Source organism: Thiocystis violascens DSM 198 (assembly GCF_000227745.2).
Lineage (GTDB): Bacteria > Pseudomonadota > Gammaproteobacteria > Chromatiales > Chromatiaceae > Chromatium > Chromatium violascens.
Window position 1 is genome coordinate 3,710,587 of record NC_018012.1, and the last position, 14,087, is coordinate 3,724,673.

Here is a 14,087-nt window from a genome sequence, read left to right on the forward strand (position 1 = left end):
ATGAATATCGAGACCCCCGCGCTCACCGCCGGTCCCTTTGCCCACGAGCGCGTCAGTATCTCGCGGACCATGGGTCTGGTGATACTGGCTCTCCTGCCGGCGACGGCCTTCGGCTTCTGGCAGTTCGGCTGGCCGGCCATCTGGCTGTTCGCGGTGACGCTGGTGACGGTCCTGCTCGCCGAGGCCGTCTGTCTGTGGATCGCCGGCAAACCGATCCGACCCTATCTCCTGGACGGCTCGGCGGTCCTGACCGGCTGGCTGCTGGCCATGACCCTGCCGCCCTGGGCGCCCTGGTGGACCGGCGTGGTCGGCGGCCTGATCGCCATCGTCATCGCCAAACAGGTGTTCGGCGGCATCGGGCAGAATCTGTTCAATCCGGCGATGGTCGCCCGGGTCGCGCTGCTGATCTCCTTTCCGCTGGAGATGACCAGCTTCGTCAACCCCGCGCCACTGTTCGCGGCCGGCAGCCCGGACTGGCTGGAAGGGCTGGCGATCACCTTTGGCGGACAGGCGGCCGACGCCTTCTCCGGGGCCACCCTGCTGGGGCATGTGCGCACCGAACTGGCACAGGGCCGCGTCCTCTCGGAGATTCTGCCCGGCATCTACGCACCCATGACGGACGCGGTAGGCACGCTCTCCGGCAGTCTGGGCGAAGGTTCCGCGCTGCTGATCCTGTTCGGCGGGCTGTTCCTGCTCTATAAACGCATCATCACCTGGCACATCCCGGTCGCGATGCTCGGAACCCTCGCGCTGATCGCCACCTTGATGCACGTTGTCGACCCGGAGCACTACACCGGGCCGCTCTATCATCTGGTCTCCGGCGCAACCCTGCTTGGCGCCTTCTTCATCGCCACCGATCTGGTGACCTCGCCGGTCTCGCTCCGGGGCCAGATTCTCTTCGGGGCGGGCTGCGGACTCTTGGTCTATGTCATTCGCACCTGGACCGGGTACCCGGAGGGAGTCGCCTTCGCGGTCATGCTGATGAACGCCTGTACCCCTTTGATCGATCATTATGTCCGCCCCCGCGTCTACGGACGCGACCGCAAGGGCAGCCCCATCGAATACGCCGACGAGATCGAGGTCAGCCGATGAATACACTGGCATGGTCCAACTTCCGCCAGGGCATCGGCTATCAGGGCCTGCTGCTGGGGGGCACCGTGGCGCTCGCCGCCACCCTGCTGGTCGTCGCCGACCGGGTGACGCGCGAGCCCATCGCCCAGCGGCTGGCCGAGGACATGAAGGCATCGCTGGAGCAGGTCATTCCGTCGGCACTGCACGAGAACGACCTGCTGGCCAACACTCTCACCCTGAACGACACCAGCGGAGCCCCGACACTGGTCTATCGAGCCTTGGTCGGAGGACAGGTGACTGCGGTCGCCTTTCAAGTCACGGGCAACGGCTACGCTGGCGAGATCGCCGTCATCCTCGGGGTCGCGGCCGACGGCAAGGTTCTGGGCGCGCGCGTCCTGTCGCACAAGGAAACGCCCGGACTCGGCGACAAGATCGAGATCGCCAAGGACGACTGGATACTCGCATTCGACGGACTCTCGCTCGACAACCCACCGGCGGAACGCTGGGGGGTCAAGAAGGACGGCGGCGACTTCGACCAATTCAGTGGGGCCACCATCACCCCGCGCGCAGTGGTCCGCGCGCTCAAGGGCGGGCTGGAATTCTTCGCCGCCCAGCGCGATACGCTCACCGCCCCGCCCGTGATTTCAGTCAACGGCGGCCAACTGACCACTGACCACTGACCACTGACCACTGACCAAAACAACCGGCGACCATCATGACAACAGCGACAGACAAAACAGCAGGCATCCAATGGGGCCGAATCGCGCGCGACGGTCTCTGGTCCAACAACGTCGTCCTCAGCCAGAGTCTGGCGCTCTGTCCGACACTGGCCGTGACCGGGACCGCCACCAACGGACTCGGCATGGGGCTGGCGACCACGGCGGTCCTGCTGGCGTCTAATATACTGATCTCGCTGATCCGCGACCTGGTCACGCCGGAGGTCCGCATCCCGGTCTATATCGTGGTGATCGCCACCCTAGTCACCCTGGTGGATCTCGGGCTCAACGCCTACGCCCACGAGTTGCATAAGGTGCTGGGGCTATTCATTGCGCTGATTGTGGTCAATTGCGCCATCCTGGGGCGCGCCGAAGCCTTCGCCTCGAAAAACCCGGTTGCGTCCGCCGCGCTCGATGGACTCATGATGGGGCTTGGATTCACGGCCATCCTGGTGGTGCTCGGCGGCGTGCGCGAGATCGTCGGCAGCGGCACCCTCTTCGCGGGCGCCTCGCTGTTGCTCGGACAGGCGATGTCCTTCCTCGAACTTACCCTGATCCCGGACTATCGCGGCTTCCTGCTTGCCATCCTCCCCCCCGGCGGCTTCCTGGCCCTAGGCTTTCTGCTCGCAGGCAAGCGGGTCATCGATGCCCGCGCGGCGGAGGCCAAACGGCGTGAATCGCTAGCCTTGAAGACGGCTTAACCAAAACCGGAGGTCATCGATCCCATGCACATTGGCGTCGCCTACGCGGACAAATTCAAACAGACCTGGCTCAAACTCGACGTGCCGGACGACAGCACGGTACGGAATGCGATCGAACGCTCCGGCCTGCTCAACCAGTTCCCGGACATCGACCTCGCGAGCAACAAGGTCGGCATCTTCGGCAAGATCGTCCCGCTCGACACCCGCTTGAGTGACGGCAACCGGGTCGAGATCTACCGACCCATCACCGCCGACCCGGAAACCGTCGAGCGGCGCGACCGGGACACGGATGTAGAGGATTAGATCCCAACCTCTCGATGCCAGCGGCGGAGCCGCGTCCTCCCCTGGAATCGCCGAATTACACTCGGTGTTTCGGCCGCCCGGCCGGAGCGAAGAAACCGAGCACCGATCGGCAATCCAAATCGGATGCGCTAACATTCCGTCAGGATGTTGGATACAATCCAGCGCTCCGGATAGCAAACTCCAATATCGTTATTCTCGGGAGCCATCGTCCCGCCCCCTGCCCTGGATGGACCCTCGCCCAGTCAATGCTCTCTCCGGGCGCGCTTCCGCGATGTTCCCGGAGAACGGAACGGGCATCGCGTTGCGCGAACCGACTCCCTCATCGAGGATCTCTAACATGGCCACGACCAACGGCCCACGCCACGGAAAAACCGGCAAACCCATCGACAGCGCCAAGCTCGACCGCGTCGTCGCGGACGCGCGCAAGGCCGGCGAGGAGCGTGCGGCGGGTTACCGCGACCAGGCGCTCAAACTCTATCCCTGGGTCTGCGGGCGCTGCGCGCGGACTTTCACCCGCGAAAATCTGCGCGAGCTGACGGTTCATCACAAGGATATGGACCACGATAACAATCCGCCCGATGGCAGCAACTGGGAGTTGTTGTGTCTCTACTGCCACGACAACGAGCATCAGAAGTACGAGGAACATCTCGCCGCGCTGGCCGCCGGTCGCGGCGGCGCGCGCAGCAGCGGCGGGACCGCGAAACAGACGACCCACAATCCGTTCGAGGCGCTCGCTGGCCTGCTCAAGAAGGACGATTAGACCCGCATGTCCCCTCACCTTTTTTTCGCATCCGCCCCGAAGCACATGGGCAGTCTGCTCGCCGAGGAACTCATCCGGCTCGGCATGTCCGACGCCACCGAGACGCGCGGCGGCGCGCGCTTCTCAGGCCGATTGGAAGACGGTTATCGAGCCTGTCTCTGGTCGCGGGTCGCCAATCGCATCCTGTTGCCCTTGGGCCAGTCTCCGGCCGTCGGGCCTGACGATCTCTACGCGGCGGCGGCGGACATTCGCTGGGAGGACCATCTGACGCCGGAGCACACCTTCGCGGTCCAGTTCGACGGCGACCTGAAAGGCATCAATCATCCGCACTTCGCCGTGCTGCGGGTCAAGGATGCGATCGCCGACCACTTCATGAGCCGGCTCGGGCGGCGTCCGAGCGTCGATCAGGATCATCCCGACCTGCGCATCCATGTCTACGCCCATCAGGACAGCGTCGGCATCAGTCTCGACCTATCCGGCGACTCGCTGCATCTGCGCGGCTATCGCGACGAAGGCTCGGCGGCCCCGCTGAAGGAAAATCTCGCCGCCGCCCTGCTGCTGCGCGCCGGCTGGCCGGAGATTGCCGCCGAAGGCGGCGCGCTGCTCGACCCCATGTGCGGCTCGGGCACGCTCGTCATCGAGGGCGCCCTGATCGCGGCCGACATCGCACCCGGATTGCTGCGCGAGCGCTTCGGCTTCCACGGCTGGACCCAGTTCGATGACACGGTCTGGCAACGCCTGCTTGACGAGGCCCACATTCGCCGCGACGCCGGTTTAAAACGACTCGGCGCGCTGCGCGGTTACGACCAGAATCCCAACGCGATCCGCGCCTCCATCCACCATCTGGCTCGGGCCGGGCTTGAGGGCCTGGCGCATTTCGAGCGGCGCGAGCTGTCCGACTGCCGGCCGGGCCGGGTCGAGGACGAGGGCCTGGTCATCGTCAATCCGCCCTATGGCGAGCGCCTGGGGGAAGAGGACGAACTGCCGGCCCTCTACGCCCGCCTGGGCTCGGTCCTCAAGGATCGCTTCCTCGGCTGGCGCGCGGCGGTCTTCACCGGCACACCGGATTTGGGCAAGTACATGGGTCTGCGGGCGGTCAGAATGCACACGCTCTATAACGGACCCATCGAGTGCAAGCTCCTGCACTTTCAGGTCGAACCACAGTATTTCGTCACCAACCAGCCGCGCCCATTGCCGCCGGAAGCGCGCAGTCCGAGCGCCGACATGCTCGCCAACCGGCTCAAAAAGAACCTGAAGGCGCTGCGCAAATGGCAGCGCGACGAGCAGATCGACTGTCTGCGCCTCTATGACGCCGATCTGCCCGAATACGCGCTCGCCGTGGACATCTATGCCGGCAAGCAGCGCTGGGTGCAGGTGCAGGAATACGCCGCGCCCGCCAGCATCGATCCAAAAAAGGCCCGCCACCGTCTGCGCGAGGCGTTGGGGCTCATCCCGGAAGTCCTGGAAGTGCCTGGCGAGCAGGTTTACTTCAAGGTGCGTCAGCCCCAAAAGGGGTCGAACCAGTACGAGCGCCTCGACGAGACCGGCCATTTTCACGAAGTCGCCGAGGGCGGGCATCGTTTCCTGGTCAATTTCGAGGATTATCTGGATACCGGTCTGTTCCTGGACCATCGCGACGTGCGCCGACTGATCGGCACGCTGGCGCCGGGCAAGCGTTTCCTGAATCTGTTCGGCTATACCGGCACGGCGACCGTCTACGCGGCCAGGTCTGGCGCCCTTTCCAGCACCACGGTGGACATGTCGAACACCTATCTCGACTGGGCACAGAGCAATCTGACCCTGAACGGAATCGATCTGGAGCAACACGAACTGGTCCAGGCCGACTGTCTGCGCTGGCTGGACCGCACGGCTGGCCGACGACAGTACGACCTGATCTTTCTCGATCCGCCGAGCTTTTCGACCTCCAAGCGGATGTACGGCACGCTCGATATTCAGCGCGATCATGTGAGCCTGATCCATTCCACGCTGCGCCTGCTGGAGCCGGACGGAGTGCTGATCTTCTCCAACAACCTGCGCCGCTTCCGCATCGATCTGGAGGGGTTGGCGGGGCTGGAGGTGACTGACATCAGCGCCGAGACCCTGCCGCGGGATTTTGCCCGGAATCCGCGGATCCACAATTGCTGGAAGATCCGTTATCCGGGCGCGTGAAAATTGCTCCACGTGCCTCGGCTTCCTTGGCTTCGGACAGCCATTCGATGGCGGCGGAAACCTTGGGAGACCGGGAGATCGTTAAATCGCCGACCAAATCAAACGCGAGCTGCTGATGTGTCAAATGAGTCAGCCCAGTTGACTGGGAGAGCAGAGTGCATTTTCCAGTTCTTCCACATCGACGAACGCATGATAGACGCCAAAGCGTTCGAGTGATTCGGGTAGCCCAAGGAAAGCATGAATCAGTTTCGCTACACCCACCCACTCGGCGGCGCTGGATGGCCCTTTCATGTCTCTGGCATTGTAGAAGTCAAGGAAGACGAGGCGAGAAGGAAGTTCGTTGACATGTGCGACAAGGTATTGATGTGCAAGGCGGTTCACATATTGGTAGAAATGCTCTGACCAAACTTTGTTTGAGCGCGGGGCATAGAATACGCGCGCTTCCTCAAGCGCGGCATCAATGATCGCTCTGGACTTTAGGCCAGCTTTCGATGGAGGTGACAAGACCTCCGCGACATGCGCCTTGGCTTCGACGAGGACGAACCTCTCTCGATTCGTGACGGCCAGCCCATCCCAAACCGGACCGCGACGGGGCCAGAAATCCGTCAGGTCGCGGATCGGAAACTCGCCGATACCAAGCATCCTGAAAGCCGCTTCATCGCGATACTCCGCAAAGTGCGTGAAGCCAATTGGCGAGCACCAAGCGAGCGTTTCATCCTCCTCGATGGCACCCGCATCGCGGAGTGCCTGCTCGATGAGATGAGGTGCCTTGGCGACGGCAATCTGGAGCCAGCGCTGGCTTCCGGCTGTTGCGAACTCGGGTTCCTTGGGCATGGATTTGGATGCACCCTAACGCTTCTTCGGCGCAATCAAATCCGTAATCGACCCATGCGCCATCTCCGCCGCCAGCCCGATGGTTTCGCACAGGGTCGGATGTGGGTGGATGGTCAGCCCGATGTCTTCCATGTCCGCGCCCATCTCCAGCGCCAGCACGGCCTCGCCGATCAGTTCGCCGGCGTTGGGTCCGGCGATGCCGGCCCCAAGGATGCGCTTGGTCTCGGGGTCGAACAGCAGCTTGGTCATGCCCTCGTCGCGATGGATGCCGAGCGCGCGGCCGCTCGCGGCCCAGGGGAAGACGCCTTTTTCGTAGGGGATGCCGTCGGCCTTGGCCTTGGTTTCGGTCAGCCCCATCCAGGCGACCTCGGGGTCGGTGTAGGCGACCGAGGGAATGGTCAGCGGGTCGAAGAGCGCGGGCAGTCCGGCGATCACCTCAGCGGCGACCTTGGCCTCGTGAGTCGCCTTGTGGGCCAGCATCGGGCCGCCAACCACGTCGCCAATGGCGAAGATGTTGGGCACGTTGGTGCGCATGTGCTGATCGACCTTGATGAAGCCATGCTGATCGACCTTGACCCCGGCGGCCTCGGCATTGATCAGCTTGCCGTTGGGCAGACGGCCCACCGCGACCAGCACCTTGTCGTAGGTCGACTCGCCGGGATGCTTGCCCTCGAAGACGGCCTTGATGCCCTCGGCGCTGGCGCTCAGACTGGCGACCTTGGTTTCCAGCATGATCCGGTCGTAGCGTTTCTTGATGATCTTCTCGACACAGCGGACCAGATCCAGGTCGCAGCCGGGCATGAGTTGGTCCTTGAACTCCACCACGTCGATCTTCGAGCCGAGCGCGCTGTAGACGCTCGCCATCTCCAGACCGATGATGCCGCCCCCGACGATCAGCATCCGCTCCGGCACATCGGCCAGCGCGAGCGCGTCGGTGGAGTCCATGACGCGCGGATCTTCATGCGGAAAGCCGGGGATTTTGATCGAGGACGAACCGCAGGCGATGATGGCCTGGTCGAACTGGATGCGTACCCGGCCTTCCTTGGTTTCGACACCGATGCGATTGGGCGACTCGAAACGCCCGCTGCCCTGGATCACCTGCACCTTGCGCTGCTTGGCCATGGCGGCGAGTCCGCCGGTGAGCTTGGCGACCACCTGATTCTTGCCCGCGCGCATCTGGTCGAGATCGACCTCGGGGGCGGCGTAGGTGACGCCCATGACGCCCAGCGTTTTGACCTCTTCCATGATGACGGCGGTATGCAGCAGCGCCTTGGAGGGGATGCAGCCGACATTGAGACAGACCCCGCCGAGCGTTTCGTAACGCTCGATCAGGACCACTTTCTTGCCCAGATCGGCGGCGCGGAAGGCGGCGGTGTAGCCGCCGGGACCGGCGCCGAGGATCACGACCTCGGTCACCAGATCCGCCGGGCCTTGATCGCCGGCGACGTTTGCCGCGGCGCCGGATCTGACGCGGGCGGCGGCTTCGCTGTCGACCTCCAGCGTGAGGATGGCAGCGTTTTGCGAGACCCGGTCGCCAACCTTGACGCTGACGGACTTGACGGTTCCCGCGCACGGAGCGGGAATTTCCATGGTCGTCTTGTCGCTTTCGAGGGCGATCAGTGACGCTTCTTCAGTGACTTGGTCGCCGGGCGATACCAGCACCTCGATGACTTCCACATCCTTGAAGTCGCCGATATCCGGAACCTTGATTTCGATCGTTTCGTTCATGGTGCAATATTTCTCTATGGCCTGAAGCGGCGCTGGGTGATCAATGAATTCGATTGGGAGGGAATGCTAAACGATCCGGGCGCGTGAGGCGAAGGTCTGCGTCGGATTGCTAAGGATGCGGAGCGCCGTCAGAGGCGTGACACCGCAGAGCGGTATCACGAGAAATCATGTCGATCAATCCACGAACAACGGTTGGTGTCTGGGAGATCGCGGGAGACAACTTGGCAGGTGGTTCAGGTCGCCAGGAAGCGGTTAATCTCCAGCAGATGCATGGGCGGTTGGTTATTGCCATCCAGGGCCTCGTTCAGTGGGACCAACCGATTGGTCTTCCCCTGCTTGCCCGCGAGTACATGGCTCTTGCCATCAAGCGCCGCCTGGACGGCGAAGACGCCAAGTTCGGTGGCCAGATAGCGATCCAGCGCCACTGGCGAGCCGCCGCGCTGGACATGACCCAGCACGCAGGTGCGCGTCTCGAAGCCGTGGCCCTCGATGTCCGCCGCCACCCGGCTCACGCCCCCTTCGCAGGCGCCTTCGGCCACGACAATGATGTGGCTGCGCTTGCCGCGGGAACGGGATTCCTTGATGCGCTTGACGATGGTGTCGGGGTCGTAGGCGTGCTCGGGAATCAAAATCTCCTCGGCGCCGCCGCCGATGCCCGTGAACAGGGCGATCCAGCCGGCATGCCGTCCCATGACCTCCAGCAGGAAGATGCGATCGAACGCCTCGGCGGTGTCGCGCAGACGGTCGGCGGCATCCAGCGCGGTATCCAATGCGGTGAAAAAGCCGATGGTCCAGTCGGTGCCACCCAAATCGTTGTCGATGGTGCCGGGCAGTCCGATGATTTGCCCGGACCAATGCTCGGCGAGCGACAGCGCGCCTTGCATGGAGCCATTGCCGCCGATCACGAGCAGGGCCTCGATCCCGAGTCCTTTCAGGGTACTCGCCGCGCGCTCCAGTCCCTCGACATGATGCATCTCGGGACAGCGGGCGCTGCCCAGGATGGTTCCGCCGCGATGGATGATGTTGGCGACCGAGCGCGCGTCGAGGGTCAGGTATTCCCCGAGCAGCACCCCGCAATAACCGCGCTGGAAACCGATCACCTCCAGGTTGTGATACACCGCCGTGCGCACGATGGCGCGCAGGCAGGCATTCATGCCGGGAGCGTCTCCCCCACTGGTCAGAACGCCAATGCGTCGCGGTCTCTGCGTGCTCAAGTGGTCGGCCTCTTTGGGGGGAATCATTTGGATGGCGTGAATCGAAGGGGTTTGTCTCGTGACACCACGACGCGGCGTCACGAGAAAAAAAGAAGTTTTACAGCAATAACCGACGAATATCCCCCAGCAACTGCCCCAGCAAGGCCGTGAAGCGTGCCCCATCGGCCCCGTCGACGACACGGTGATCGTAGGAAAGCGAGAGCGGCAGCAGCAGTCGCGGCGCGAACGCTTCACCGTCCCAGACCGGCTTGATCGCGGAGCGGGAGACGCCGAGAATGGCGACCTCAGGGGCGTTGACGATGGGCGTGAAGGCGGTGCCGCCGATGCCGCCGAGACTGGAGATGGAGAAGCAGCCGCCCTGCATGTCGCCGGGCAACAGCTTGCCGTCGCGTGCCTTGGCGCTGAGGTCGGTCAGTTCGCGGGCCAGCGCGTAGAGACTTTTCCGGTCCACGTCGCGCACCACGGGCACCAGCAGTCCCTTGGGGGTGTCGACCGCCACGCCGATATGCGTGAAGCGTTTGTGGATCAGGTGTTCGCCATCGCCGCTCAGGGATGCCTTGAGGATCGGCATCCGGTTGAGCGCGGTGGCGACGACCTTGAGCAGGAAGGGCAGGAAGGTGAGCTTGACGCCTTCCTTGGCGGCCGCCTCCTGCTGGTTCTTGCGGAAGGCTTCCAGTTCGGTAATGTCCGCCTCGTCGAATTGGGTGACATGCGGGACGGTGATCCAACTGCGATGCAAATGCCGTCCGCTAATCTTCTTGATGCGCGGCAGTTCGGTCAGCTCGACCTCGCCGAAACGGGCAAAATCGATCTCGGGGGCCGAGGGGAGCTGGAAGGGCAGCGCCGTCGCGGAGGCGGCGCCCGCGCCCTGGGTGAGCGCCTGTTTGACGAAGTTCTGCACGTCGTCCTTGACCACGCGACCCTTGGGGCCTGACCCCTTGACCCGCGCCAGGTCGACGCCGAGCTGGCGCGCGAAGCGGCGCACGCCGGGGCTGGCGTGTGGCTTACGGCCTTTGGCGATGGCGGTCATATCCTCCGGACGCGGCAGCACCGGCGCCTGTCGGCGCTCGGCCTCGCCGTGTGCCCGCACGCTGACGGTCGAGCGTTCGGCGGCGGTGTCGGGGATCGATGTGGCGGTCTGACTCGGCGTCGGTCGGGGCGGCGGACGCTCCGCTTCCCTGGCTGCTGGCGGACTGGTCTCGGCGCCGGGTTCGGCGCGCAGGGTCAGGATCAGATCGCCGGGGTTCAGGGTATCGCCGAGCTTCACGACTACTTCCTCGACCACGCCCGCCTGAGGCGAGGGAATCTCCATGGTCGCCTTGTCGGTCTCCAGCGTCAGCAGGGATTGATTGACCTCGATCCGGTCGCCGGGGGCGATCAGGATCTCGACCACCGGGACATCGCTGAAATCGCCCACGTCCGGCAGGACGACCGAAACCGTCTCGCCGCTATCGACGGATTTTCCCGGCGCTTTGGGTGCGGGCCGGGTCGCGAGCGTGGCGGCCGATGGCCGATACGGCTGAACTTCCGGTGTCGCGACGGCTGGCTCCGCCGTCGGAGTCGAGACATCGCTTGCCTCCGCCGTCTCCGACACCTCAAGTGTCATCAGCGGCGAACCCTGGCTGATTTTGCCTCCGACCTTGGCGATAATCTCCTTCACCACGCCGCTCTTAGGCGAGGGAATCTCGATGGTCGCTTTTTCGCTTTCTAGGGTGAGCACGGATTGCTCGACTTCGATCCGGTCACCGGGGGCGACCAGGATCTCGATCACCTCGACATTGGAAAAGTCCCCGATGTCGGGCAGCAGAATTTCTTCGACGGTTGCCACGCTGTGTCCTCCTGGGCCTGTGTTGCCGGGTGCTTCAAACCGTGACCGGGTTGGGCTTTTCCGGGTCGATGCGGTACTTCGCGATGGCTTCTGAGACCATCGTCGTGGGGATTTCCCCTTCGTCCGCCAGTGCCTTGAGCGCGGCGATCGCCACGTAATATCGATTCACCTCGAAAAATTTGCGCAGTTGGCTGCGCATGTCGCTACGTCCGAAACCGTCGGTTCCCAGCACCAGATAGCGGCGGGGAACATAGGGTCGGATCTGATCGGCGTAGGTGCGCATATAGTCGGTGGCCGCGACGATGGGGCCGCGCGTTCCGGCCAGTTGGGCCTCGACATAGGTGGTGCGCTGTTCCTGCTCGGGGTGCAGCATGTTCCAGCGCTCCACGTCGATGCCCTCGCGCCGCAGCTCGTTGAAGCTGGTCACGCTCCAGACCGCCGAACCGACATCGAAGTCTTTTTCCAGCAGGTCGGCGGCGGCCAGCACCTCGCGCAGAATGGTGCCGGCGCCGAGCAACTGGACACGATGGCTACGCTCCTCCCCGCGCTGAACGCGATACATGCCTCGGAGAATACCCGCCTCGCTGCCCTCGGGCATGGCCGGCTGAACATAGTTCTCGTTCATCGCGGTGATGTAATAGAAGATGTTTTCCTTCTCCTGGTACATCCGCCGCAGCCCGTCCTGGACGATGACGGCCATCTCGTAGGCATAGGCGGGGTCGTAGGCGACGCAGTTCGGGATGGTGGAGGCGAGGACCTGGCTGTGTCCGTCCTGATGTTGCAGACCCTCGCCAGCGAGCGTGGTGCGCCCGGCGGTGCCGCCGATCAGGAAACCCCTCGCGCGCATATCGCCCGCCGCCCACGCCAGGTCGCCGATGCGCTGGAAGCCGAACATCGAGTAATAGATATAGAAGGGAATCATGCTTTGACCATGATTCGCGTAGGCGGTGGCCGCGGCGATCCAGGACGACATGGCGCCGGCCTCGTTGATGCCTTCCTCCAGAATCTGCCCCTTTTTGTCCTCGCGGTAATACATCACCTGATCGGAGTCCACCGGCTCGTAGAGCTGGCCCACGGAGGAGTAGATGCCGAGTTGGCGGAACATGCCTTCCATGCCAAAGGTGCGGGCCTCGTCCGGGACGATGGGGACGACATACTTCCCGATCCGCTTGTCGCGGATGATCATGGTCAGCAGACGCACCAGCGCCATGGTGGTCGACATTTCCTTGTCGCCGCTACCTTCGAGCAGCGACGCGAAGGCGTCGAGCCCCGGTATCTCAAGCGGCGCGGCCTCGTCGCGGCGGGCCGGCAGGAAACCGCCGAGCCGTTCGCGGACCTTGTGCAGATATTGAACTTCCGGGCTGTCCGCCGCCGGCTTGTAGAAGGGCGCCGCGCCGATCCGGTCGTCCGAGATCGGGATATTAAAGCGGTCGCGGAACGCCTTGAGCTGGGTTTCGCCCATCTTTTTCTGCGAATGGGTAATGTTCATCCCCTCGCCGGCCACGCCCATGCCATAGCCCTTGACCGTCTTGGCCAGGATGACCGTCGGTTTGCCGTTAGCCATCATGGCCTGCGCATAGGCGTTGTAGACCTTGACCGGATCGTGACCGCCACGGTTGAGACGCCAGATGTCCTCGTCGCTCATATTGGCGACCATGTCCCTGAGTTCAGGATATTTGCCGAAGAAATGCTCACGAGTATAGGCGCCGCCCCGCGCCTTGTAGGTCTGATAGTCGCCGTCGACGCACTCTTCCATGCGCTTGAGCAGCAGGCCCTGTTTATCGCGCGCCAAGAGCGGATCCCAATAGCTGCCCCAGATCACCTTGATCACGTTCCAGCCGGCGCCGCGGAAGACCGCTTCAAGTTCCTGGATGATCTTGCCGTTGCCGCGCACCGGGCCGTCGAGCCGCTGGAGGTTGCAGTTGACGACGAACACCAGGTTGTCGAGACGCTCGCGGGCGGCCAGCGAGATGGCACCGAGCGACTCGGGTTCGTCCATCTCGCCGTCCCCCAGGAAGGCCCAGACCTTGCGCTCGGCGGTATTGACCACTTCGCGGTCGCGCAGATAGCGCATGAAGCGCGCCTGATAGATGGCCATCAGGGGGCCGAGCCCCATCGAGACGGTGGGAAACTGCCAGAAATTGGGCATCAGCCAGGGATGCGGATAGGAGGAGAGTCCGTTACCGTCCACTTCCTGCCGGAAACCGTAGAGCTGCTCCTCGCTGAGACGACCTTCGAGGAAGGCGCGGGCATAGATGCCGGGCGCGGAATGGCCCTGGAAGAACACCAGATCGCCGCCGTGATCCTTGTCGCGGGCGTGTAGAAAATGGGTGTAGGCGATATCGAAGAGGGTCGCCGAGGAGGCGAAACTGGAGATGTGTCCGCCCAGTTCGGTCGACAGACGATTGGCCTGGACCACCATCGCCATCGCGTTCCAGCGCACGAAGGAGCGGATGCGTCGCTCCATGGCCCGGTCCCCGGGGAAGGGTTCCTGGCGCTGCACGGGGATGGTATTCAGGTAAGCGGTATTGGCGCTATAGGGAAGATAGGCGCCGGAACGGCGCGCCTTGTCGATCAGGCGCTCCAGCAGAAAATGGGCGCGTTCGACGCCTTCGTTTTCCAGCACGGCGTCGAGCGAATCGAGCCATTCCTGTGTCTCTTGAGGATCGATGTCGGGCTTGTTGATCATGGCGTTTCCCGGAAGGCTTTCAAAGCAGGCGGTACAAGCGATGCGGCGATTATATCGCAGCCGCTTTTCTGCAA

At 63.6% G+C, this 14,087-nt stretch carries 11 protein-coding genes; 6 read left to right on the plus strand and 5 right to left on the minus strand.

Annotated features, from left to right (window positions below):
- The 6 genes from THIVI_RS16470 (at position 1) to rlmKL (ending at position 5,720) form a co-directional block, all read left to right on the plus strand.
- Entirely contained in the window at positions 1–1,092 is a 1,092-nt protein-coding gene (locus THIVI_RS16470; protein ID WP_014779672.1) for an RnfABCDGE type electron transport complex subunit D, read from the plus strand.
- Positions 1,089–1,751: an electron transport complex subunit RsxG gene (rsxG, locus tag THIVI_RS16475; RefSeq protein WP_014779673.1), complete on the plus strand. Its 663-nt coding sequence runs from the start codon at positions 1,089–1,091 to the stop codon at positions 1,749–1,751. The genes THIVI_RS16470 and rsxG overlap by 4 nt, the downstream gene beginning before the upstream one ends.
- Positions 1,752–1,786: 35 nt before the next feature.
- Entirely contained in the window at positions 1,787–2,488 is a 702-nt protein-coding gene (locus THIVI_RS16480; protein ID WP_014779674.1) for an electron transport complex subunit E, read from the plus strand.
- A gap of 24 nt (positions 2,489–2,512) precedes the next feature.
- Positions 2,513–2,791: an RnfH family protein gene (locus THIVI_RS16485; protein WP_014779675.1), complete on the plus strand. Its 279-nt coding sequence runs from the start codon at positions 2,513–2,515 to the stop codon at positions 2,789–2,791.
- 337 nt (positions 2,792–3,128) lie between these two features.
- The gene (locus THIVI_RS16490; protein ID WP_014779676.1) at positions 3,129–3,551 is read left to right on the plus strand and encodes a YajD family HNH nuclease; all 423 of its coding nucleotides are present in this window, start codon (positions 3,129–3,131) and stop codon (positions 3,549–3,551) included.
- 6 nt (positions 3,552–3,557) lie between these two features.
- Complete coding sequence (gene rlmKL, locus THIVI_RS16495) at positions 3,558–5,720, plus strand: bifunctional 23S rRNA (guanine(2069)-N(7))-methyltransferase RlmK/23S rRNA (guanine(2445)-N(2))-methyltransferase RlmL (RefSeq protein WP_014779677.1); 2,163 nt, start codon at positions 3,558–3,560, stop codon at positions 5,718–5,720.
- Positions 5,721–5,849: 129 nt separating this feature from the next.
- Here rlmKL and THIVI_RS16500 read toward each other — a convergent pair whose 3' ends face one another.
- The 5 genes from THIVI_RS16500 to aceE form a co-directional block, all read right to left on the minus strand.
- Positions 5,850–6,554, minus strand: coding sequence for a hypothetical protein (locus THIVI_RS16500; RefSeq protein WP_014779678.1), 705 nt, complete (start codon positions 6,552–6,554; stop codon positions 5,850–5,852).
- A 15-nt stretch (positions 6,555–6,569) separates the two neighbouring features.
- On the minus strand, positions 6,570–8,282 hold the full coding sequence (lpdA, locus tag THIVI_RS16505) for a dihydrolipoyl dehydrogenase (RefSeq protein ID WP_014779679.1): 1,713 nt from the start codon (positions 8,280–8,282) through the stop codon (positions 6,570–6,572).
- Positions 8,283–8,515: 233 nt separating this feature from the next.
- Entirely contained in the window at positions 8,516–9,523 is a 1,008-nt protein-coding gene (locus THIVI_RS16510) for an ATP-dependent 6-phosphofructokinase (protein ID WP_052315050.1), read from the minus strand.
- 70 nt (positions 9,524–9,593) lie between these two features.
- The gene (gene aceF / locus THIVI_RS16515; protein WP_014779681.1) at positions 9,594–11,324 is read right to left on the minus strand and encodes a dihydrolipoyllysine-residue acetyltransferase; all 1,731 of its coding nucleotides are present in this window, start codon (positions 11,322–11,324) and stop codon (positions 9,594–9,596) included.
- Between the two features lie 34 nt (positions 11,325–11,358).
- On the minus strand, positions 11,359–14,013 hold the full coding sequence (aceE, locus tag THIVI_RS16520; protein ID WP_014779682.1) for a pyruvate dehydrogenase (acetyl-transferring), homodimeric type: 2,655 nt from the start codon (positions 14,011–14,013) through the stop codon (positions 11,359–11,361).
- Between the last annotated feature and the right edge of the window lie 74 nt (positions 14,014–14,087).

Excerpts from the sequence above, each read along its gene's own strand:
- aceE (WP_014779682.1), bottom strand. The coding sequence starts at position 14,013 with ATGATCAACAAGCCCGACATCGATCCTCAAGAGACACAGGAATGGCTC.
- THIVI_RS16485 (WP_014779675.1), top strand. The coding sequence starts at position 2,513 with ATGCACATTGGCGTCGCCTACGCGGACAAATTCAAACAGACCTGGCTC.
- THIVI_RS16470 (WP_014779672.1), top strand. The coding sequence starts at position 1 with ATGAATATCGAGACCCCCGCGCTCACCGCCGGTCCCTTTGCCCACGAG.
- rlmKL (WP_014779677.1), top strand. The coding sequence starts at position 3,558 with ATGTCCCCTCACCTTTTTTTCGCATCCGCCCCGAAGCACATGGGCAGT.
- THIVI_RS16490 (WP_014779676.1), top strand. The coding sequence starts at position 3,129 with ATGGCCACGACCAACGGCCCACGCCACGGAAAAACCGGCAAACCCATC.
- rsxG (WP_014779673.1), top strand. The coding sequence starts at position 1,089 with ATGAATACACTGGCATGGTCCAACTTCCGCCAGGGCATCGGCTATCAG.
- lpdA (WP_014779679.1), bottom strand. The coding sequence starts at position 8,282 with ATGAACGAAACGATCGAAATCAAGGTTCCGGATATCGGCGACTTCAAG.
- THIVI_RS16510 (WP_052315050.1), bottom strand. The coding sequence starts at position 9,523 with ATGATTCCCCCCAAAGAGGCCGACCACTTGAGCACGCAGAGACCGCGA.
- THIVI_RS16500 (WP_014779678.1), bottom strand. The coding sequence starts at position 6,554 with ATGCCCAAGGAACCCGAGTTCGCAACAGCCGGAAGCCAGCGCTGGCTC.
- THIVI_RS16480 (WP_014779674.1), top strand. The coding sequence starts at position 1,787 with ATGACAACAGCGACAGACAAAACAGCAGGCATCCAATGGGGCCGAATC.